Genomic DNA, 21,166 nt, shown 5'->3' with positions numbered 1-21,166 from the left:
AGGGGATGTCGGACATGCCAATGCCGCCCCCTTCGGAGCCTTCGACCAATATAGCGACACCTGAAATGGCAGCACCGTCAGCCCCTCGCACTGGCGGTTTTGGTCGCGTCCGCACACTTAACGGCTGGAGCCTGCCGTGGCGGATGGTCGGCGGCGTAAAAGAGTTCCACCTTGTCGCCGAGGAGGTCGACCATGAATTCTCGCCGGGATCGAAAGCCAAATGCTGGGGCTATAATGGCTCAACGCCGGGGCCGACAATCGAAGCGGTCGAGGGCGACCGGGTGCGGATTCTGGTGACGAACCGGCTCGGCGAACATACCTCGGTCCACTGGCACGGTTTGATCCTGCCCTCGGGCATGGACGGTGTGGGCGGCATGACCCAGCCGCATATTCGCCCTGGGGAAACCTATGCGTATGAATTCACACTGCGCCAGCACGGCACGCATATGTATCATCCCCATGCCGACGAAATGACCCAGATGGCTTATGGGATGATGGGACTGTTCATCATCCATCCGCGCGTCCGCGAGGCCGTGGACCGTGATTTCGCCCTCCTTCTCCACAATTGGGCGCTCAAGCCCGGAACGTGGCGGCCCGACCCGTCGATCATGGTCGAGTTCGACCAGTGGACGTTCAATTCCAAGATGTTCCCGGCGATCGAGCCGTTGGTTGCGCGCACGGGCGACCGGGTGCGCATCCGCATCGGCAACCTGTCAATGTGGAACCATCCCATTCACCTTCACGGCGTCCAGTTCGATGTCACCGGGTCGGATGGCGGCCGTTGGCCGCGCGAACGCTGGCGGCGCGAAGTGACCGAAATCGTCGGCGTCGGGCAGATGCGTGACATCGAGTTTACCGCCGTGGCGGGCGACTGGGCCTTCCATTGCCATATGGCGCACCATACGATGAACGCGATGGGACATGGCATCCCTAACCAGACCGGCGTCGACCAATCGGGCGTGGACGCGCGCATCCGCAAGATATCACCCGGCTTTCTGCCGATGATGAAGAACGGCATGGCCGAACATCAGGAACATACCGATGGCGGACATCAGGGGCCGGTCAATACGGCACCGATGATGCAGGGCAAGGGCCAGTTCGGCAATATGGAGATGGGTGGCATGTTCACCGTCGTGAAGGTGCGCGACAATATTGCGCCGGGTGATTTCGGCGACCCCGGCTGGTATCGTCATCCGCCGGGCACGGTGGCGCACCGCGTGAGCGATAAAGCCGATTTCGGCGCACCAGTCAGGCGTGGGGCGTGATACAACACCGCACACGCCTTCACCTTGCTGCAAGCCGTATCCACAAGTGGCTGGCGCTGGTCATTGGCGCGCAGCTTCTGATCTGGTTCGCCAGCGGCACATTGATGAGCTTCCTGCCGATCGACAAGGTGCGCGGCGAGCATTTGGTGGACCGCGAGGCAGTCGCCACCATTCCGCCCGGCACGCCGATGATCGCCCCGGCAAGGTTGCTTGCCCAAGCCGACGCGCCGGTCGAGGCGATTGCCTGGCGAATGCTCGACGGGCGGCCGATTGCGGAGGTTACGACCGGGAAGGGGGTGCGCCTGTTCGATGCCCGCACCGGCGCGGCCTTGTCTCCGGTCGATGCTGTCCAAGCGACCCGGATTGCCCGATCTGCCTGGAAGAGCGCTGACAAGCCCGCATCGCAGCCAAGCCGCGTTTCTGCCGAAAGTCCCGAATATCGCGGCGCGCTGCCAGCATGGCGCATCGCCTTCGCCGATCCCGACCGCACAAGCGTCTTCGTCGCGGCGGAAACCGGCAAGATTACCGCCGTCCGCACCGGGACGTGGCGGCTCTACGACTTCTTCTGGAGCCTGCACATCATGGACTGGAAGAACCACGAGGATTTCAACACCTGGTGGCTTCTGGCTTTCGCAATCGGCGGGTTGGCGCTGGGGATTGCCGGGACGGTCCTGCTGTTCATGCGCTGGCCTTTCCGAAGGGCGCGGCGCGTTGCCTGAAACGCAATTCACCCCCGCCGCCGGACGGTTCTTGCCGACCAGCGCCTACGACCGCCTGCTCGCTCTATTGACCCGCGAGGCGACATGGCGGGCCAAACTGCTCGAAGCACTCGCGCCCCAACCGGGCGAATGCATCCTCGATGTCGGGTGCGGCACCGGTTCGTTCGCGATCCGGGTCAAGCAGTCGGAGCCAAATGCGCGGATCGTCGGCATCGATCCCGATCCCGAGGCGCGCAGCATAGCCGCGGCCAAGGCGCAAGCTGCCGGGGTGGAGATTGAGTGGCTGCCGGGCTTCGCACACGATGCGGCCAACTTCGGTCAGTTCGACAAGGTTGTCTCCAGTCTCGTCTTCCACCAAGTCCCGATTGAGGAAAAGCGCGCCGGTCTTGCGGCGATGTTCAAGGCGACTAAGCTTGGCGGGCTGGTGCTGGTTGCGGACTATGCCGAGCAGCGAAGCTGGCTGATGCGGCAGGCGTTCAAGATCGTCCAATCCGCCGACGGGCGGACCAACACTCAGCCCAATGCCGATGGATTTATGGAGCGAGAGTTGATGCGAATTTGCGGTAAGCCGCTCGACGCTGTGTGGGGGTTGGACACGCCTACAGGTAGGATTTCGATATTCAGCGCGATCCGGGCAAATCGATGATCTTCAAATCGGCAAACGGGCTGTCATAGCTGCGATCAGGAATGCCGAAACCCACCGTTGCTTCTGGACAGCGGAATCCAAGTCTGCGAAGGGAAAACCACAGCGTCAGGCGCGTCCGATTTTTTGTCGGAAAGCCTTACACAAGTCTTACACACTTACACAAAACCTTACACAAAAATTGAAAAAATTTCAAAATATCGTTCAATAACAAACACTTAACATAGTCTCGGCCCACTCAAAATCGAGTTCCGCAAGGAGTGCTGGTTCGAGTCCGGCCAGGGGCACCATCTGATAACCGGCGTCTGGCGGGCTCTTAGCGCCGGATAACATCACCCGACATCGGCGCCAGCTTGCTCAGGAACCGGTTCTGCGCGGCGAAAGCGATCTTCTCTTCACGCATCGCGGTTTGCAGATTTTCCACCAGCGCGTTCATGTCGCGCATCCGAATGCCCAAATCCTTGTGCGACGCCGCCATGTCGCGGCCGCTGTAGTCGCACCCGGCATTCAGGATGTAGCAGAATTGCTCGAACAGGGTGCGCTTCAGGCGGACCATGTCGTGCGACACGAAGATGGCGGCGATGCGCGGATCGGCCTCCGACAATTCGACGGTGCGGCTGGCGATGCGGCGGATCCCGTCCTGTCCGCCGAAAGCCTCGGCCATCGCGGTGCCCGTAAAGGGCGTCGTGCCGGCGTTGCGATTGTCCTGGACATAGGGATCGACCGGCAGCTCGCCGGTGACCGGATCGCGCTGCTTCTCCTCGACGCCGAACTCCTTGTCCCAATCGGTGGGCGGCTCGACGGCGGGTTGCAGGAGCAGGGCGGCGGCGATCAGGAACATGGCGAACCCCTTAAAAGGTGAGCTGAGCGGACAGGAATCCGCCGCGCTGCTTGTCGAAGGTGGCGATCGAGCCGAGATCGACATAGGCCGCGGTGACGGTAAGATTTCTTGTCAGTGCATAGGCTGCAAACAGATCCCACCAATCATCCTCGCGCGCGATCGCCAGATTGTCGGGCTTGGTGCGATATTCGCCGCCGATTACCGCGCGGCGCGACAGTTGATAGGCGACCGACCCTTCGAACTGCAGCGAATGCTTGTCGTTGCCTGCGGTTCCGAAACCGAGCAGACCGGTCTGGTTTGCCTTGGTCAGCCGCGCGGTCGCGTTGACCAGCACGCTGTGCGACAGGAACAGCTTGGTGGCGCTGAGCGTCACATCGGTGCCGCGGCCTTGCGCCGCGCCGACTGCCAGCGCGACCGGCGTGTCGCGGTTGCGCTTATGCTCGACCCCGACGCTGATCTGGGGAAGCAGCGGGTCGCCATAGACGACGTCGCCCACCAGGAGCAGCTTGGCGCCGAAAACATCCTGGTTCAGCGTATAGCCCTTACCAAGACCCAGCGCGGTGCCGACGTCGCGCGTATCGAAATTCTGCCGCGCGTAACTGAGCTCGAGGCGGTTCGCGATGCCGACGGCGAAACCATGGCTCTGCCAGCCATAGTCGGGAAGCTCGATAAGTGTGACATGCCCCGAAAAGCCGATGCCGCGATCGGTTTCTCTGCCGGCGATCGTGGCCCAGGTGGCGACGCCGCCGCCGCTGGTGCCTTCGATCGTTGACACGCCATTGGTCAGCAGCAGCTTGCCGCCGTCGATCACCGGCGTGTCTTCGGCATGCGCCGGCGTCGAGACACAGGCGAAGAGGAGCGGAAGCGCCATCGAAAAGCGAAGAAGCGGTTGGTCCATAACGGCACAATCGCAGCGAAAGGTGAGAATTGCGTTAACCACACCTTTGAAAACTTGAGGGATTGTTAATTTCTGTCCCGTAGCCGGACAGCATGAGGGGACCAATTCTCATTGTGACCGCGTTCGCGTTGGCCGTGCCGCTGGCTGCCTCCCGGGCGGCCGCCCCGGCGGCCGTGCAGGTGCAGATCGTTGACGAAAGCGGCGTGCCCGTGCGCGACGCCGTGGTCGAACTCACGCCCAACGGCGGCTGGCGCGGCGGCGCGATCCGCTTTGGCTGGAAACCAGCCATGGCCCAGAAAAATGTCGCATTCGTGCCCGGGACGCTGGTCGTCGCCAAGGGGACTGCGGTCGCCTTTCCCAATCTGGATAGCGTGCGGCACAGCGTTTACAGTTTCTCGAAGCCGGCGCGGTTCGAAATCGATCTCTACGGCCGCGACCAGTCGCGCACGCAAAGCTTTCCGGTCACCGGCACGGTCGCGCTCGGCTGCAACATCCACGATCAAATGCGGGGCTATATTCGCGTCGTCGACACGCCATTTGCCGGCAAAACCGACCAAAATGGCCTCGTCCGCCTGACGGGCATGGCGGCGGGCGGCTATCAGCTGACCGTCTGGCATCCGCGCGCTCGAACGCCGGGCGGCGAGCTCAAGCGCGCGCTTGCAGTGGGCGCGGGCCCACTCAATCAGAAAATTGCGCTGAAACTGCGATGATCCGGATCGCCGCCTTGCCAGCGAGATTTCGCTTCCGGTCGCTGAAGCTGCGGATCGCCGTGGTCTATGCGACGCTGTTCGCCGCGATCCTTGCCGCGGTACTCTTGCTGGCCGGCAACGGCATTGCGCGCTTCGGCGAGGACAGCGCCTCGCGCGACCTGGCCGCCAATGCGCGCGTGTTTGACGAGATCATCCAGCTTCGCGCGCAGCAGATGCGCGGGTCGGCCGATGTGCTGTCGCGCGACTTCGGATTTCGCGAGGCGGTGGCGACCGAGAACGAACCGACGATCGAAAGCGCGCTTGTCAGCCTGCGCCAACGCTCGCGCAGCGCCGCTGCGTTTGTCGTCGGGCTCGATGGCAGCGTCGTTGGCTCCTCGGAAGACGCGCTGCCGCCGGCCACCGAATTGTGGGACGCACTCGATAGCGGGCGGGATCACGGCATCATCCAGATCGGCAACAAGCTGGCGCTGGCGGCGGCGTCCCCGATCGAGGTGCCCGACACGATCGGCTGGCTTGTCCTCGCGCAGCCGCTGGACGCCGGAGAGATGCAGCGGCTGAGTAAATTGGCGGCGGTCGACATCGATGCGCGCGTCCTGCGCGCAGCGCGGCTGCCCGCCCGGCTGACGGATGCGCCGCTTGGCCAAGTGGTCGAAAGCGACGACAGCGAGCGTATCCTGCATCATGTGACGGCGCTGCCCGCGCTGCAGCAGGGGGTCCGTCCCCGGCTCGTCCTCAATCACTCGCTCAGCAAGGCGCTCGACGAATATTCGGGCCTGCAACTGTTGCTTGCCGCACTGGCGGCCGCCGGCCTGTCGCTGGTCCTCATCCTTAGCTGGCGCGTCGCGCGGACGATCACGCGCCCATTGAGCGCGCTCGACGACGCGACGCGGCTGCTGAGCGAGGGCAAGGATGCCAAGGTGGAGGTCACGTCGGACGACGAGATCGGCCGCCTTGGCGCCAGCTTCAACGCCATGGTCGCCGCCATCGAAGAACGCGAGCGCCAGATCACGCATGTGGCGCTCCACGACGGCCTCACCAACCTGCCCAACCGCAAGCTGTTCGTCGAACAGCTGGACCAGGCGCTGGCCCGACGGCGCGACGGTACGCAGCTGATGGTCGTTTATGTCGATCTGGACGATTTCAAGGTCGTCAACGACACGCTGGGGCATCCGGCCGGCGACGCGTTGCTCCGCAATGTCGCGGCGCATCTGCACAGCGTGTTGGGCGGGGCGATCGTCGCGCGGCTGGGCGGTGACGAATTTGCCATCCTGATCGGCGATCTGCCCGCGAACGAAAATCTTGCTGCGCTCGCCGACCGGCTCCAAAATTGTTTCGGCCGTCCGGTCATGATCGACGGGCAACAGGCAGATGCGTCGGCCAGCATGGGCATTGCGGTCGCGCCAGGCGACGGCATCGACGGCACCACCTTGATGAAGAACGCCGACCTGGCGCTCTATCGTGCGAAGCGCGACGGAAAGGCGACCTATCATTTCTTCGAACAGTCGCTCGACGAGCAGGCGCGGCACCGGCGCCAGATGGAACTCGACCTGCGCCTCGCCATTCGCGACGGCGGATTCGAGCTTTATTTCCAGCCGCTGTACAGCATGCACGAAGAACGGCTGAAAGCCTTCGAGGCGCTGATCCGCTGGCCGCATGCCGATGGCATGATCAGCCCGGTCGATTTCGTCCCGCTTGCCGAAGAAACAGGGCTGATCGTTCAGATCGGCGAATGGGTGATCCGCGAGGCGTGCCGACAGGCGGCGTCGTGGCCCGACGACCTGTCGGTCGCGGTCAATATCTCGCCCCGGCAATTCCAGAGCCCGAACCTCGCCACGATCGTGCTGTCGGCGCTGGCTTCATCGGGCCTATCCGCCAACCGGCTCGAGCTGGAGATCACCGAGAGCATCTTCATCTCGAACGTCGACAAGACGCTCGAAGCCTTGCACAGCCTGCGCGCGCTGGGCGTCCGCATCGCGCTCGACGATTTCGGCACCGGCTATTCGTCGCTCAGCTACTTGCGATCCTTCCCCTTCGACAAGCTCAAGATCGACCAGAGTTTCGTTCGCGATCTGTCGCAGGGCGGCAACGCGAATGCCATGATCCGCGCGATCACGACGCTTGCCGACGCACTGGGCATGGAAACGCTGGCTGAGGGCGTCGAGGACCAGGAGCAGGCGGAAATCCTGCGAAAGGAAGGATGTCATCAGATTCAGGGCTATCTGCTGAGCAAGCCTATCGACGCCCATGCAGTCCATTCCTTTATCGCGGATATGGCCGGCGACACGGACGCCCGGCGGCTGAGAGCCTGAGGCCCGCCCGCCCATTCGCGCGCCGTCGGACGTTGTCGCCGCCGCCGATCGCTGCCGCGCGCGATCTGATCGAATTGTCATTGGAATGGCGGGCCACGCCCGATGAGGATGGGCACTATACCTACGCTATCGCACTATGATTGGGCCACCGTGTAGCGTCTTTCTCCGCCGATTGTCGCCGTAGAGGGCAGCGGCCTGTTCGCCTAGGTGGTCCCCATTTCTAGTGTTTTGAAATGAGCCGCTGCACAATGCCATGAGCAGGGCTGGCGAAACCTGCGCGTCAGGCACCCCACGCATCGATGACCTGCGACAGCGGGAACGGATTCTGTTCCTTGCGCCACTCATGATAGGGCGCGGCCGTCTGACTATAAGGGCCGGGTTGAGGCCGGTCGAATTGAACCCGCGTCGGAATATGAAAGGCGCTACCGAATACGATTGCCTCGCCTGACGACAGGATAGTCACCTGATCGAGCAGCCGTCTCGCCTGCATTGGAATGATGCGCCGGAAATGGTCGATATCGTCAGGATTTTGTAGGCGATGGCTGATAAAGTTGGCGCACTGGCTGATGATCGTCTGGCTGATCTCGCTCGGCCGCTGGCTGGCGATGATGAGTGAAAGGCCGAATTTGCGCCCCTCTTTGGCGATGCGCTCGTATGTCAACCGCGCTAGGCGATGACCGCGATCCTCGTCTGAGCGGGCCGGGCGGGCATAGTTGTGCGCCTCTTCGAGAACAAGCACCCACGGATGCTTATAGCGCGAGGCTGCGGGCAGGCGCTCACGCGCCTCCAGCAACACCCGCCCGATCACCGCGCAAGCATAGGGAAGAACCTCGTTGCTCAACATTGACAGGTCGAGCACCGAGACTTTCGGTCCCGTTGCAGCACCAAGCCCGAAGCGTGCGAACCATGAGGACAGCTTCTCGATCTTCGTATCGGTCTCCTCATAGTTGAGGAAGGCGCGCCATCGCTTGTCGTCGAGGCGGGTTTTCAGCCGCAGCTTCAACGTCGTCAGGTGGGCATCGACGCGAAACGTATCCTCCTTGGATACGGCCCGATTGATAAGCGATGGATCGGTCAGGGTTGCGCGGGCGATCGGCAACGGAGAGTCCGCAGTGCGTGCACCGGCCTCCGCCGTGCCGCTACCACCGACGATCTTGGCGCGAATCGCGTCTTTCAGCTTCTCCGCCTCCGCAGCTATGGCGGCCTGATTGTTCATGACCTCGGTGTTGAAATCGTTAGCTGACCTATGAGCGGTAAACAGGCCAGCGAACGGGTCTGTATCAATGTCTGTATCGGCGAGGTGGCCGACCACGGCATCGCAATAGGAGCCGGCTGCCTTCTTCTTGATCTTCGTCAGTTCGCTCAAGAGCTGGTCGAGCGCGCTCATGCCATTCTGAAACGCTCCCATGCTGGCGGCGGCGGTGGCACTGCCGCCCTTGGCAATCGCCCACCAGTCTTTCAGCACGGGCTCCTGCGTTTGCTCCGACGCGCTCAGCCACGCACAGATTTCTTCGGCGTTCAGAAACCAGAGCGGAAGGCTGAACTCCTTGCCATTGAGGTAGATGCGATCCGGCAAGCGTTGCGCCGCTTCAGCCGTCGGGAAGGCCTTGGCATACTCGCCATTGATGTCGAGGATGAAGACGTGCGGCTCCTCGGCCGCGCCATCGAGCGCAGCCATCGCCTTCTGGATCAGGCTCGACACCGAGAAGGATTTGCCCGAGCCGGTATTGCCCACGATCGCGAGCGGCCGCGAGAACAGGTCGTTATAGGAGGCCCGCACGACGTTGCGGTCTTGGCCGGTCGGGAATCCGATCTTCAGATCGCAATCGAAATCCTTCGCGTCATAGTCCTCTGGCTTGTTGCGCCGCGGTGGTATCTCGAACACCGCGCGAAGGATGTCCGGCGATCCGATCTCCGCGGGAGTGTCGAGTGTTGGCAGCACCGAGATGCCTGGACTGAAGGTAGGCTCCTCGTCCTTGTGCTCGATCGTGCCCAGCAGCTGTACGCTGGCAACGCGGCGTGGTTTCATCAGTTCGAGGTTTAGATCGTCCCCGCTACCGGGATCGAAGGTCTCGCGAGCTTCCAGATCGGTGATGATGCCGATGACCGTTTCCCCCGCACCGAGCGAGAAGGTCAGATAGGCGTTGATTGCGATGGCCGCCTGCACGCCGTCTAGCGTGGCGCGTAACGCCGACCGAGTTTCGGGCAGCAATTCGACCTTCACTCGGAAGCCTTGAACCGACACGATGTGCCCGACGAGGCGCGGATTATCCATCCGCGCCCTCCGTGTCCGCTCCGGCTGATGTTGCGGACGAAGCGATCTGCTTTTCGAAGCGGCGCAAGCGAAGGAAGTCGTCGAGCCACTGCACGTCGGGCATCACCGTTCGCGCAAAGTCGTCGAAGGTCGCGAGCTTGAATGGTGTTGCTGAGAAGGCATCCGTCGTCGGACATAGGACGAAGGCGCGCTTACCGAGATCCTTGTATCGCCGGATGCGTGCGATCACCGGACTGTTCGGATTTGGTTCGACTACCAGCATCACAAGCGACGGATTCATGAGCGCATTCTCGATGATCCGGCTGACATGATCGTCGCCGAAGCCATAGCCCAGCACGAGGAGGAAGGTCTGGGGGATGCCGAGCCGCACCTGAAAGGACCGGAAGAGGTGAGCGTAGGGCATCGCAAGCGTCTGAGCGAATTTGTTCGCGGTCGGTAGAATCCCGACCGAAGGCGTCCCTCCGACCAGAGACAGAAGCGACGCGGCTTTCTGCTCGGCCGTCATGGCGGCGTAGGTCTGAAAAGGGGTCAGATCAGGATGACGCGCGCGCATCTCGGTGCCCTGCTCGAACCAGTGGATCGAGCCGTGGAGCTTGTAGAAATGCAGGAACTTGTCGAAGCGCCGTACACGGCCCTCCGCCACCTCGCCCGGATAGTAGATGTCCAAACCATAAACGGAAGGGTCGAACCGGCCGGCTGCGCGGCCGGTGAAACCGTCAAAATACTGGACGCCGAGCAGCTCCAATGCCTGCTCGAAAAGCGTGTCGTAATTGAGCGTGAAGAGATGGGTGCGTCCGAGGTTGCTATCGCGAGCCACGAGTTTGGATAGAAATGCAAGATGCGGCACGATGCCATCAGCGGACGCGGCCAGCCCCGTATCAGGGAGCGAAAGCGCGCACTCGGCGAAAATCGCCATGCGAAGGCGATCGACGAGCCAACGCAGATCGGCGACGCTGGGCGCCGGCGTACTGGGCCACGTCACGGCGGAAAATGGTCCGCCCGTAGACTCCGCGACGACCAGAGCATTGGCGACGAACGAAAGCCATGCCTCGAAACCGATCGGGTCATCATCGTCGAAGGCGGCGAGAAGGACAGCGTTCTTGCGGGCTTCGATGATAGCAGCGACCGAGGCGGGGATGTCGGGCAGCGCCTGGATCGTGGCGAATACAGCCGTTTCGAGATTGGCCATCGTCTTACCGCCGACGGAAACCGACGTGCCCGATCCCGTCAGAACGACGAGATTCTCCATTCGTAGCCATTCGGATATGAGCGCTTGAAGGCGGACACGCCCCTGCTTCTGATCGAGACCCGCCAGTAGGTTCCCGATGCCGCCGTCTTCAGCGAGGCCAATGAGCTGATATTCGATAGGTGCCGGCGGCACGGTCGTCATAATATTCCCCCAGTCAGTCCCCGCGATCGTGACTGGCCTTAGCCGAATACCTCCGAGCCTGCACCACGCATATCCATCACGAGCTTTTCGGCGAACCGGCTCGCTATTCGATGAGGAGCATGATTTGCTATTCCCGAGCTGATGCCGGGGCACGATTCTTGATAGCGATCTTCACACCATCGGCGCACATTGTCGCGGAGCGCCCGGTCGCTAAGTATGAACGCTGCGACGCTGACACCGATCACCATCCGTCGAATGGCGGTAAACGGATAGCGGCTTGAAAGCTCCAATCCGTAATCGCGCGCGCTCAGCATGGTGTGAGCTTGCCAACGTGTCTCTGGGCGGTGTCTGAAAAACTGCTCCACAGCTTCGATTTGGCGATCTGATGGAAGATCGGAGTTCAGACTACCAACGACCGGGAACGTCTGCTGGACCGTAAAGGTCTCGACGTCGCCCTCACGTCCAACGAAGCGGACAATCTTCTGCCGGCGGCGATTAGCGGGCCGGTTCTTTCGGCGATAACATTTGCCCGCTGCTGCAAGGTCGAGCGTGAATTCTTGCCTGGCCGTTAGATCGTGAGATTCTATCGTCATGTCGCCATGCCTCCGGCGAAATATGGAAAGCGGGTTGCTTACAACGCGGCCGTGGTGTCGCTGGGTACATCGTCGCGACCGACACGCGCTGGCATAGATCTCGGTGATTTACCGCAGGGCGCGTCTCCTGGCTGCAATCCAGTTCAAGTGACATCGGCGGATGCCGACAAACTCATTGCGCTACTCGGCACGGAGTATTTGAGACGGTCATGCATTTACCGAACTAAGCCGCCAGAAGATCAATCGAGGCGGATCGCCGAGCGCAGCCGCATGTTGAGACGATCCACCATCCAGACAAGACTTCCGCGCCAAAAACCGTACAACCGTGCCTGATGGCTGCGGTACAGCATTGCATGGCTCAACTGGGCCAGTCTTCCTCTTATCGTCGTTCCCTTGAATAATCCGTATTTTCCGAGTGAGCCAAAAGCATCATATTCGGCAAGCGATACGAGAGAACCGAAATCCCGATAGTTAAAATCAGGCGGCCGCTTTCCACGCGAGATGACGGCGGGAAGATGACGAATCAAATGCTGCGCCTGCTGGTGGGCGACCTGCGCCGTTGGCGGCAGGGGACGTTCCCCTTGGGACAAGGTAAGGCTTGAGCAATCTCCGAGTGAAAAAATGTTTGGGTCCTGTGTCGTCTGCAGTGACGGCAGCACGACAAGTTGGTTGCCTCGGGTGCTCTCGAGTCCATCGAGATTGGTCAGAAAAGCGGGCGCTTTCACGCCGGCAGCCCATACTTTGAGAGACGCGGTGACCGTTGGGCCATCGTCAAGCTCGAAGCCTTCCGTCGTTGCCGCACTGACCTTAGAGTTAGTCATCACCCTGATGCCGATACTCTCAAGCCTCTCCTCCGTTGCCTGCGAGATGTCGTCTGGAAAGGCCGGCAACAAGCGTGGCCCACTCTCGATCAGGGTGATCCTGATCCGGGATGATAGTGCTGGGGCGCCGTAGGCCTCCGCGATCTGCGTGAGTTGCATTAGTTCGGCCGCGAGTTCGACGCCGGTCGCGCCACCGCCTACTATTGCGATGGATAAGTCCTGTTCCTGCGCGACGGATTGCAGCATCCGAATACGGACTTCACGGTTGAATGCGTCAGCCTGCAAGCGGGAATCAATTTTGAAGCAATATTCCTGTACACCAGGTGTTCCGAAGTCATTGGCCTCGCTTCCAACCGATATGACGAGAGTGTCGTAGGCGATTTCCCTTGCAGGAACGAGCAACCGACCATCTGGAGCATGGAGCGGAGCGAGGCCTATCGTGCGATTGGCCCGATTGAGACTGCACATCTCGCCAGGCTGATATTCGAAGCCAGCATCTCGGGCTTGTGCGAGATAAGGCGTCTGCTGTTGAGATATATCACGTGTACCTGCCGCGATCGTGTGAAGCATCGGCTTCCAGATATGGGCGGAATCACGATCGACCAATATGACAGCCGGCATACTCTGATCGTTCTTCGACCGGCGTCCGAGCGAGGTGGCAATTTCGACCCCTGCTACTCCACCACCCACCACAACGATCCTTCTGCGCCGCCTGTCGACATTCATAAACGATCTCCAGATTGACATTAGGTTAGTGATAGCTCACATAAATCGAATGTCCAAATCGAATATCGCTGCACGCCGTGGCCGACCGGCCGATCCTCAGGCACGTGCTAAGCGTCGCTCACAGATTCTGGAGGCTGCGCATCGATGCTTTGCGCGGAAAGGGTTTCACCTTACGACCGCCGCGGAGATCAGTGCTGAAGCCGAGATAAGTGTTGCCGGCCTCTATCAGTATTTTCCGAGCAAAGACGATCTCATTCTAGCTCTGATCGAGTTAGATCTCGCCGAAAGCGTTGGCCTCATCGAAGTTCTGATGGCCAGTGAGAACTTTTTTGATGGTGCTGAAAGCATACTCCTCTTGGCTATGCAGGACGAACGGCAGCAAGCCATGTCGCGCCTTCGGCTAGAAATTATAGCTGAAGCGAGCCGCAAACCGGAAATTGCTGAGATTGCGATCTCCTGCGACCAGCGTTTTACCACGGCGATGGTTCGAGCCGTCACTTTGGCACAAGCAAAAGGCCAGATCGCAAGTTCAGTCGATCCGTATGAGCTAACGATCGCATTTAACTGTATAATGGATGGGCTGTTCGGGCGCATTTGTTTACCCGGTTACGCTCGCGCTCAGTTAGTGACTGCTTGCGTCGATATGATGCGCCGCGCCGCCGTACCAATCTGATTTCTAAGGACTAACACATGTCAAACACGGCCATAGATTGCGTGCCATATATTAGTAAGGCCTCAGTTATATCAGTTCGCCGCTGGCTGATGATAGGGTCAGTTGTGCTGGCATCAGGGCAACTCGCCGGGTGTGGATCATCCCAGCCAGAACCTGCGCCGCTCAGGACGGCTCTCACGGCGACGGTGCAGCAAGCTAGTTCAAGCGACACCCAGATCACTGGCATCGTCCGATCATTGGGGTCTTATGATATTGCCCCCGAGAATCCTGGGCGGCTTGTTCGGCTAAGAGCAAACATCGGCGATAGGGTCGCGCAGGGTCAAATTCTTGCAGAATTCGACGCGGAGCCATTCCGACTTCAGGCGTCCCAGTCCCGAGCGCAGATGCAGGCCGCGAATGTTGATCTGGATGCTGCCCGCCGTGAGGCAAAACGTCTTGAAGGGCTTGTTGAGGCTGGCGCGGCGGCGCGGCAGGATCTTGATGCCGCAAGGACAAACGTCAGCCGTGCGGAAGCACAGCAGCGGGCTACCTCCGACCAAGCTGCGCTGAATGCCCGTGCCTTGGCAAAAACCCAATTACGCGCGCCCGTGGCCGGGGTGATTACGGCTCGTCAAGGCGAGCTTGGCGCCATACTTCCGGCTGGGGCCCCCGTGTTCTCGCTGGAAGGTGCGGGTGAACGCGAGATCGTTGCTTCGGTCTCCAGCGCGACGGCCGAACAGCTACGCATCGGAACGATCGTGCGTTTCAATATCGGTGGTTCGGGCGGGCAAGCTCGATTGTCCGGCCTTTCTCCGCGATCTGCCGGTGTGGATGCACAGACAGCGCGGTTCACCATCGTTTCAGGCACCGCAGCACCCGGAGCGGCCGTCGAAGTTCGCTTGCCAGCCGGAGGAGCCACCAACGGCGATTTGATGCTGCCTTTGTCGGCCGTCATCGCTGACCGCTCCGGTGCCCGCCGGGTTGTCGTTGTCGGTCAGGACGGTCGAACGACGGCAGAACCGGTTCAGATCATCAGCGTCTCCTCTGCGGGCGCGCTGGTGCGGGGACGGTTATCTCCTGGCCAGCGCGTCATTGCCACTGGCGCTGAACTCATCAAGGCTGGCGAACGTGTTCGCCCGCTCACCTTCACGCCTTGAACGCGGTAGGCATCATGTCCCTCACTGAAATCGCCATGAAGCGGTCACGCTTCACTCTGACCGGCGCCGTCGCCTTGCTCATCGCAGGCTTGGTGATCCTGATCGGATTCCCCGCCACCGAGGAGCCGACCGTCCCGTTTCGGGCTGCCACAATTGAAGCCTATCTTCCGGGCGCAACACCTGAGCGTCTGGAGAGCCTAGTGGCCAAGCCGCTCGAAGAGCGTGTGCGAACCGTTGCCGAAGTCAAAAAAATGGAAACGACTCTGCGCCCTGGCGTGGTGATCATGACCATTGCGCTTCACAGCAATGTCAGTCCTCAGCGCGTAAACCAGGTCTGGCAGACCTTGCGCGCTCGAAGCCAGGAGGCCGCAGCGCTCTTCCCGGCAGGCACGATCGGCCCAGTCCTCAACGATTCCTGGGGCCGGGTATCAGTTATGACCCTTGCGCTTACTGGCGAAAGTTACAGCCAGGGTCAGCTACAGGAAGCTGCGCGCGCGGCACGATTGCGGTTGCAAGGCGTGACCGGCGTTGAGCAGGTCTCGCTTCACGGTGTGCGTGAAGAACAAATTTACATTGAAATATTGCCAGCGCGCCTCGCTGCGGCTGGCATCAGCCTGGAAGCCGTCGCCAAGGCGATCGGTGATCGGAACATGGTGGTGTCGGCCGGCGAGCTCGATGTGTCCGGACGCACTCTGATGCTTGATGCCTCCGGTCAGCTCAAGACAGCCTCTGCGGTCGGGGCTGTACCCGTCGCCCTTCCAGGCGGAGGTTCCGTCCCGCTTTCCACGATCGCCAAGATCGAACAACGCCCCCAGGACCCTCCGACGGCTGCTGCCGTTTTCGACGGCAAACCGGCGATCGTACTCGGCGTCTCGATGCGCACGGGCCTGAACGTCGTCGATTTCGCTGACGCGCTCCGCGCGGGAGTCGCCTCCGCACAAGCAGACCTCCCGATCGGGATGACCCTTTCCCCGATCACCGATCAGGCGGAGGTCGTGGGCCACAATCTGCAGAAGGTCGGCAAGATTTTCGCGGAGACGGTCGTCATCGTCATGGGTGTCGTCGTCGTGTTTCTCGGTTGGCGTGCTGGATTGGTCACCAGTGTGATTGTGCCGCTAACGGTCCTCGGCACTCTTCTGGTGATGAGCGTGCTTGGGATCGAACTGCACCAGATCTCAATCGCCGCCATCATCATCGCGCTTGGTATCTTCGTCGACAATGCCATCGTGGTAGTCGAGGATTATCAGCGACGTATTGGAGATGGCGAAGCCGCCGAATCCGCTGCTATCCATGCGGGCAAGACTATGGCCGCGCCGCTGCTGGTTTCGTCTCTGGCTATCATCCTGGCCTTTACCCCGCTGGTGGCCGGGTCGAGTGAAACTGCCGAATACATGCGCAGCCTCGCTATTGTTCTCGGCGTCACATTACTCCTGTCGTTGTTTCTCGCCCTGACGGTCGTGGCACTACTCTGCAAGATGTACATCAAAGCCCCTCACGAGGAGCATGAGAAGGACGACTGGATCGGGCGGCTCAGGCGCTGGTACGGGCGCAAAGTACTAATCATTGTCGGCCGTCCAGCAACTGTAGCTGTCGCAATGGTTGCGCTCCTCGCAGGGGCGACCGTCCTCAATGGCCTCCTGCCTCAAGGGCTGCTGGGTCCGTCTGACCGTGCCCAGGTACAGATTCCGATTGAGATCGCCCCCGGAGGCGCCACTCGGGAAAGCCTGAGGGTGGCTCAGGAAATCTCGGCAAGGATAAGCGATCGGAAGGCGCATCCGGAAGTCGTCAGCAACGTGGTTTATGTCGGCGACGGTGGACCGCGGTTCATTCTTGGCCTCAACCCGCCTCTGCCGGCTGGCAACCGCGCCTACGCCGTCGTCAATCTTGCCAAGGGCGCTGATAGCGATGCTGTCGTGCGCGAACTGCGCGACGATCTCACCACCCGTTTTCCGCAGGCGCGTATCGAGCCCAAGCGCTTTTCCCTGGGGATGTCGGAAGCCGGCAAGGCGGTGTTCATTCTTACAGGGCCCGATCGCGACACATTGAGCAAGGCTGCCGAGAAGCTCAAATCGGCACTGCGTACAGTGCCGGGGACGCTCGACGTCCGAGATGATGCTGAAACGGTGATCCCGCGCCTTGTCGTAGATATCGATCGCGCACGCGCGGAAGCCGCCAGCGTCACGCCGGCCGACACGGCGCGTGCCCTGCAAGCGGCTTACTCGGGGGTAACGGTCACCACATTGACCCGTGGCGAACTCACGACCCCGGTCGTATTGCGCGCCGATGCGACGCTGCGCCTTTCGCCCGACGCAATCTCGGCGACGCTGGTCAAGCCGGGCGTTACGCTTGGCGATATCGCGACAGTGCGCCTGGCCGATCAGGACAGCGTTTTAAATCGCCGCAATCAATACCCCACGATTATGGTTAGTGCGCGCCACCCCACTCTGACGGCCCAGGCACTGACCAGCAAGGTCGCCGACGCGGTCGCCAGCCTCGACCTGCCAGCCGGGCATTCGGTGATCCCGGGGGGTGAGATCGAAGAATCTGCCGAAGCCAATGGCGGCCTGATCCAGTATTTGCCGATAGCACTCTTCGGCATGGCCGGACTGTTCCTGTGGCAGTTTGGTAGCGTCAGGAAGACGATGATCGTCATGGCCTCGATCCCATTCGTCATCATTGGGGCGACCTTGGGTCTGTTCCTCGCCCGTCAGGAGATGAACTACACCGCCACGCTCGGTCTGCTGGCGCTGGCTGGAATCATCGTCAACAATGCGGTTCTACTGCTCGAACGAGTAGTCGAGGAGCGGGCCAACGGTGCCGGTCATGTCGATGCCATCGTCCGTGCAGCGGAGGTCCGTTTGCGCCCGATCATCATGACCAAGCTTACCTGCATTGTCGGTCTTCTGCCGCTGTTCGCCTTCGGCGGCGATCTTTGGCGACCGATGGCAGCCGCGATGATCGGAGGCCTGGCGCTCGGCACGCTTATCACTTTGGTCCTGATCCCGGCGCTCTATTCGCTGTTGTTCCACCGCCTGCCGGCTTTGCGAACCCGTTCTGCCCCGCCTCAGGAGGCTTTGTCATGAGATCGCAAGTTGTCTTACTCGCTTCGGCTGCGCTCGCGCTAAGCGGTTGTGTCAGTCTCTCTGAGCGAACACCAGTTCCCCCGGTGATGCCGACCTGGACGGTGATTGCAGAAGGACAGAGTGCCCAGCCGGTCGTTCTGGACTGGTGGCGGGCATTTAATGACCCGGTGCTCGATACATTGGTCAGCGATGCGTTGGCGCGCAATGCCGATCTCGCCGCCGCTGCCGCAAACCTCAAAGCGGCTCAGGCACTGGTTGGCGAAGCGAAGGCCAGCGCTCTGCCAGGTGGATCGGTTGAAGCTGGCGTCTCCAGCAGGCGCGTTGCGGGATTAGCCCAGCCCCCATTTCCGGGGGCGCCTGATCGCTATCCGGACCAGAATCTGGCAAATGTCGGAGTCACGCTCGGGTGGGAAGTCGATCTGTTTGGACGCATCTCCGCGAACCTCGCAGCAGCACGCGCTCAGGAAGGTGAAGCTCTATGGCTGCGCCGGCAGACAGAGGCTGCGGTAGCGGCGTCGGTTGTCCGCGCTTATGTGGAGAATCGCTACGCTGCCGAGCAAGAGCTGCTGGTGCAGAAGCGCATCGCCGCGCTGGAGGCAATTTCACTGAGTGTCGATAAAGCGGAAGCGCTCGGTGCCGCTTCACGCATAGATCGCGAGGCGGCAACTAGTGCGCTTGCCCTGGCGCGAGGTCAGTTACCTGACCTTGTCGCTTCACGCCGCAATAGCGCACGACGTCTGTCGATCCTTGGCGGGCGCGTGCCTGACCCCAATCTGGCGCCAGGCAGTCTACCCATCGCTCCCAGCGTGCTTGATGCCGGCGATCCGGCAGCCATGCTGCGCCGACGACCCGATGTCGGCGCAGCCGAGCAGCGGCTTGCTGGCACTGTGGCACAAGCGCGTATTGCGGTCACAGATCTCTATCCACGTATTTCGCTAGCCGGAAATATCGCGCTTTCAGCTCGGCCTGACCGGCTCGGCGATGATGGCGCCGTAGGATTTGCGGTTGGGCCGAGCCTGATCTGGGGTTTGTTTGATATGCCCCGGCTACTACGCCGGGTGAAATCTGCTGATGCTAGATCGGAAGCCGCGCTTGCACAGTGGCAGGCCGTGGTTCTGGCCGCACTCGAAGAGTCCGATAGCGCCTTGGAGGCTTGGAACTCAAGTCGGTGGGCCGCCAATGAGGCAGAAATTGCCGCGCGCTCTGCCGAGCAAAGCGCTGAATTGGCGACAGTTCGGGAAAATGCGGGTCAGATTTCTGCTCGTGCACGGTTGGGCGCGCAAGTCGAAGCACTGGATGCAAAGTCGACCGCCTTGGCCCGGCGAGTTCAGAAAACGCAAGGCTGGATAGCCGCGCAGCTCGCGTTGGGAGCAGGCTGGCGCGACATCCGCCCTTAAGTTCAATAATCAAAATCCCGTGGTGCAATGAACCATCATTCAACGACGTCATTTAATAAGGGAACTAAAAATGCATCCTTTCTTTCCCTATGCTGCGTTGACGGCTGCTATTATATGCGAAGTGACCGGCTCGACTTTCATGGCAAAATCTGAGCAGTTTACTCGGCCAATTCCGACACTTTTGATGGCATTATTCTTTGGGATGTCATTTTACTGTTTGACGCAAGCGCTCCGCGTTATCCCTCTTGGCATAACATATGCAATTTGGGCTGGATGCGGCATCGTTCTCACTGCCATCGTGGGGGTTGTTGTGCTCCGCCAGGCTTTGGATGTGGCCGCGATCATTGGCATCGGCCTGATCGTTTCAGGCGTGGTCGTTATGCAGGTCTTCTCAACCTCGTCCGGGCATTAATTTGCCGTTCAATATCCGGCAACTTCGCTACGCTATCGCGGCAGCAGATCACGGTTCCTTCTATCGTGCGGCACGTGCCCTAGATGTCGAGCAATCGACTCTGAGCCGGGCTATCCTGAAGCTGGAACACTCTATCGGCATGTCTATTTTTGAGCGCTCGCGTTCAGGTGTCACAACAACGCTGGCTGGAAGCACCTTCATCCGCAGCGCTAAGCCGATGGTAGACACAGCCGATAAGTTGGTAAAAATGATGCGTGCAGCAGGTCAGGGCCGTGCTGGTGGCCTGATGATCGGACACAACAGTTCCGTTTCTGCCGGCAATTTGCGTGCAACGATATTGAATTGGATCGAAACTCACCCGGATGTTGATGTGGAGTGCGTTGAATCCGACAGAAGTCTACTTCTGGCCGGACTGAATACTGGAGAAATTGACATCGCAATCTTGATGGGCGTTGCGGGGCAGAACGGATTTCGCTGCGAACCGGTGTGGAGCGAGCGAATGCTCGTTGCATTACCCGAGTCGCATCCACTCGCGAACCAAGATGTCGTGCACTGGACTGATCTTCGGGAAGAGCGCTTCCTATTACCAATCACCGACCCTGGCCCAGCTATTCGCGATATGCTGCTTGGCCGTCTGGCGTTGTCCGGCAGTAAGCCCGATATTCGAGTATTGCGGTCGAGCCGAGAGACTGTGTTGAGCATGCTAGGCGTTAGCTCTGGCGTGAGCATCGTTTGCGAAGGTTCGACCGGCGCACTGTACCCTGATGTTGTGTATCGGCCAATACACGGGGAACAAGGGCCGGCACTAACTGGCTTTTCCGCCTATTGGTGCGAAGACAATATCAATCCGACTATTCACCGTTTCCTCGGATTCATCAAGAGTCGCTACGCGCTAACCTTTGATTTCTCGACAAAAATACAGTAATTTACACAGAATTTTCTGGAGATATCTACTATGTCTCACAGCAAGACAATCATTATCGTGTTAGTCAACTTGGCCATCGGTTTTGCGGGAGGCTTTGCCTTACGACCGCTGATTGCGCCGATCCCTCAAGCGAGGATTACCGCCACCGGGGCAGCGGTGGCCAAGGCATCGGACGACGCACGCGGCACACAGTATTTCGTCGCTCATATCGACGAGGCTCGACAGTTGGTGGCCGGATGTCGTGACGGCTCGGTCCGTGGCGGCGAATGCGCCACGGCCGAAGAAGCGATCATCAAGGTGGATGCTCAGGATCGCCGCCGACGCTTCCTGGGTAACTGATGGCAGCGAGG

18 protein-coding genes are annotated in these 21,166 nt (G+C 60.6%); 12 read left to right on the top strand and 6 right to left on the bottom strand.

The window, feature by feature from the left end; all coding sequences use genetic code 11:
* Positions 1 to 65 precede the first annotated feature (65 nt).
* The 3 genes from ATE67_RS09690 to ATE67_RS09680 are packed head-to-tail and all read left to right on the top strand — an operon-like array spanning position 66 to position 2,630.
* Positions 66 to 1,265: a multicopper oxidase family protein gene (locus tag ATE67_RS09690; protein ID WP_197411915.1), complete on the top strand. Its 1,200-nt coding sequence runs from the start codon at positions 66 to 68 to the stop codon at positions 1,263 to 1,265.
* Entirely contained in the window at positions 1,262 to 1,984 is a 723-nt protein-coding gene (locus tag ATE67_RS09685; protein ID WP_231728101.1) for a PepSY domain-containing protein, read from the top strand. The genes ATE67_RS09690 and ATE67_RS09685 overlap by 4 nt, the downstream gene beginning before the upstream one ends.
* Positions 1,977 to 2,630 (top strand): class I SAM-dependent methyltransferase, encoded by a 654-nt coding sequence (locus ATE67_RS09680; RefSeq protein ID WP_082660294.1) that lies wholly within the window; start codon positions 1,977 to 1,979, stop codon positions 2,628 to 2,630. The genes ATE67_RS09685 and ATE67_RS09680 overlap by 8 nt, the downstream gene beginning before the upstream one ends.
* Before the next feature lie 313 nt (positions 2,631 to 2,943).
* Here ATE67_RS09680 and ATE67_RS09675 read toward each other — a convergent pair whose 3' ends face one another.
* Positions 2,944 to 3,468, bottom strand: a complete 525-nt coding sequence (locus tag ATE67_RS09675) for a group I truncated hemoglobin (RefSeq protein WP_058816510.1) — start codon at positions 3,466 to 3,468, stop codon at positions 2,944 to 2,946.
* Positions 3,469 to 3,478: 10 nt separating this feature from the next.
* On the bottom strand, positions 3,479 to 4,339 hold the full coding sequence (locus tag ATE67_RS09670) for a DUF3034 family protein (RefSeq protein WP_231728100.1): 861 nt from the start codon (positions 4,337 to 4,339) through the stop codon (positions 3,479 to 3,481).
* A gap of 140 nt (positions 4,340 to 4,479) precedes the next feature.
* Between ATE67_RS09670 and ATE67_RS09665 the strand changes: the two genes are divergently transcribed.
* Together ATE67_RS09665 and ATE67_RS09660 are read left to right on the top strand one after the other, a co-directional pair.
* Entirely contained in the window at positions 4,480 to 5,076 is a 597-nt protein-coding gene (locus tag ATE67_RS09665; RefSeq protein WP_231728099.1) for a methylamine utilization protein, read from the top strand.
* Complete coding sequence (locus ATE67_RS09660) at positions 5,073 to 7,385, top strand: putative bifunctional diguanylate cyclase/phosphodiesterase (RefSeq protein WP_058816507.1); 2,313 nt, start codon at positions 5,073 to 5,075, stop codon at positions 7,383 to 7,385. Before ATE67_RS09665 ends, ATE67_RS09660 begins: the two co-directional genes overlap by 4 nt.
* 280 nt (positions 7,386 to 7,665) lie before the next feature.
* Here ATE67_RS09660 and ATE67_RS09655 read toward each other — a convergent pair whose 3' ends face one another.
* The 4 genes from ATE67_RS09655 to ATE67_RS09645 all read right to left on the bottom strand — a co-directional run bounded on the left by ATE67_RS09655 (position 7,666) and on the right by ATE67_RS09645 (position 13,190).
* Positions 7,666 to 9,660, bottom strand: coding sequence for an ATP-binding protein (locus tag ATE67_RS09655; protein ID WP_021691210.1), 1,995 nt, complete (start codon positions 9,658 to 9,660; stop codon positions 7,666 to 7,668).
* Positions 9,653 to 11,050: an SIR2 family protein gene (locus tag ATE67_RS09650; protein WP_021691209.1), complete on the bottom strand. Its 1,398-nt coding sequence runs from the start codon at positions 11,048 to 11,050 to the stop codon at positions 9,653 to 9,655. Before ATE67_RS09650 ends, ATE67_RS09655 begins: the two co-directional genes overlap by 8 nt.
* A 38-nt stretch (positions 11,051 to 11,088) precedes the next feature.
* Complete coding sequence (locus ATE67_RS21370) at positions 11,089 to 11,643, bottom strand: hypothetical protein (protein ID WP_040716731.1); 555 nt, start codon at positions 11,641 to 11,643, stop codon at positions 11,089 to 11,091.
* Positions 11,644 to 11,882: 239 nt separating this feature from the next.
* Positions 11,883 to 13,190, bottom strand: coding sequence for an NAD(P)/FAD-dependent oxidoreductase (locus tag ATE67_RS09645; protein ID WP_040716730.1), 1,308 nt, complete (start codon positions 13,188 to 13,190; stop codon positions 11,883 to 11,885).
* 49 nt (positions 13,191 to 13,239) lie between these two features.
* Here ATE67_RS09645 and ATE67_RS09640 point away from each other — a divergent pair, with 49 nt between their 5' ends.
* The 7 genes from ATE67_RS09640 (at position 13,240) to ATE67_RS09620 (ending at position 21,155) form a co-directional block, all read left to right on the top strand.
* A complete protein-coding gene (locus tag ATE67_RS09640; protein ID WP_021691207.1) occupies positions 13,240 to 13,863 on the top strand; it encodes a TetR/AcrR family transcriptional regulator in 624 nt (207 codons plus the stop codon).
* 17 nt (positions 13,864 to 13,880) lie between these two features.
* A complete protein-coding gene (locus tag ATE67_RS21005) occupies positions 13,881 to 14,999 on the top strand; it encodes an efflux RND transporter periplasmic adaptor subunit (protein WP_082660293.1) in 1,119 nt (372 codons plus the stop codon).
* A gap of 14 nt (positions 15,000 to 15,013) precedes the next feature.
* A complete protein-coding gene (locus tag ATE67_RS09630; RefSeq protein WP_021691204.1) occupies positions 15,014 to 18,082 on the top strand; it encodes an efflux RND transporter permease subunit in 3,069 nt (1,022 codons plus the stop codon).
* Positions 18,079 to 19,479, top strand: coding sequence for an efflux transporter outer membrane subunit (locus ATE67_RS21000; protein ID WP_021691203.1), 1,401 nt, complete (start codon positions 18,079 to 18,081; stop codon positions 19,477 to 19,479). Before ATE67_RS09630 ends, ATE67_RS21000 begins: the two co-directional genes overlap by 4 nt.
* Positions 19,480 to 19,549: 70 nt before the next feature.
* The gene (locus tag ATE67_RS09625; RefSeq protein WP_021691202.1) at positions 19,550 to 19,891 is read left to right on the top strand and encodes a DMT family transporter; all 342 of its coding nucleotides are present in this window, start codon (positions 19,550 to 19,552) and stop codon (positions 19,889 to 19,891) included.
* Position 19,892: 1 nt separating this feature from the next.
* On the top strand, positions 19,893 to 20,816 hold the full coding sequence (locus tag ATE67_RS20995; RefSeq protein WP_021691201.1) for a LysR family transcriptional regulator: 924 nt from the start codon (positions 19,893 to 19,895) through the stop codon (positions 20,814 to 20,816).
* A gap of 30 nt (positions 20,817 to 20,846) precedes the next feature.
* On the top strand, positions 20,847 to 21,155 hold the full coding sequence (locus ATE67_RS09620; protein WP_021691200.1) for a hypothetical protein: 309 nt from the start codon (positions 20,847 to 20,849) through the stop codon (positions 21,153 to 21,155).
* Positions 21,156 to 21,166: the final 11 nt, after the last annotated feature.

Origin of the sequence: Sphingopyxis sp. H050 (assembly GCF_001468265.1) — a bacterium.
Lineage (GTDB): Bacteria > Pseudomonadota > Alphaproteobacteria > Sphingomonadales > Sphingomonadaceae > Sphingopyxis.
Note: the sequence above shows the minus strand (reverse complement) of the source record. Positions and strands in the feature narration are given on the sequence as shown.

Coding starts and splice junctions, on each gene's coding strand:
- ATE67_RS21000 (WP_021691203.1), top strand. CDS start 18,079: ATGAGATCGCAAGTTGTCTTACTCGCTTCGGCTGCGCTCGCGCTAAGC.
- ATE67_RS09670 (WP_231728100.1), bottom strand. CDS start 4,339: ATGGCGCTTCCGCTCCTCTTCGCCTGTGTCTCGACGCCGGCGCATGCC.
- ATE67_RS09660 (WP_058816507.1), top strand. CDS start 5,073: ATGATCCGGATCGCCGCCTTGCCAGCGAGATTTCGCTTCCGGTCGCTG.
- ATE67_RS09690 (WP_197411915.1), top strand. CDS start 66: ATGGCAGCACCGTCAGCCCCTCGCACTGGCGGTTTTGGTCGCGTCCGC.
- ATE67_RS09675 (WP_058816510.1), bottom strand. CDS start 3,468: ATGTTCCTGATCGCCGCCGCCCTGCTCCTGCAACCCGCCGTCGAGCCG.
- ATE67_RS09620 (WP_021691200.1), top strand. CDS start 20,847: ATGTCTCACAGCAAGACAATCATTATCGTGTTAGTCAACTTGGCCATC.
- ATE67_RS09650 (WP_021691209.1), bottom strand. CDS start 11,050: ATGACGACCGTGCCGCCGGCACCTATCGAATATCAGCTCATTGGCCTC.
- ATE67_RS09625 (WP_021691202.1), top strand. CDS start 19,550: ATGCATCCTTTCTTTCCCTATGCTGCGTTGACGGCTGCTATTATATGC.
- ATE67_RS09640 (WP_021691207.1), top strand. CDS start 13,240: ATGTCCAAATCGAATATCGCTGCACGCCGTGGCCGACCGGCCGATCCT.
- ATE67_RS09655 (WP_021691210.1), bottom strand. CDS start 9,660: ATGGATAATCCGCGCCTCGTCGGGCACATCGTGTCGGTTCAAGGCTTC.
- ATE67_RS21005 (WP_082660293.1), top strand. CDS start 13,881: ATGTCAAACACGGCCATAGATTGCGTGCCATATATTAGTAAGGCCTCA.
- ATE67_RS09645 (WP_040716730.1), bottom strand. CDS start 13,190: ATGAATGTCGACAGGCGGCGCAGAAGGATCGTTGTGGTGGGTGGTGGA.
- ATE67_RS21370 (WP_040716731.1), bottom strand. CDS start 11,643: ATGACGATAGAATCTCACGATCTAACGGCCAGGCAAGAATTCACGCTC.
- ATE67_RS09630 (WP_021691204.1), top strand. CDS start 15,014: ATGTCCCTCACTGAAATCGCCATGAAGCGGTCACGCTTCACTCTGACC.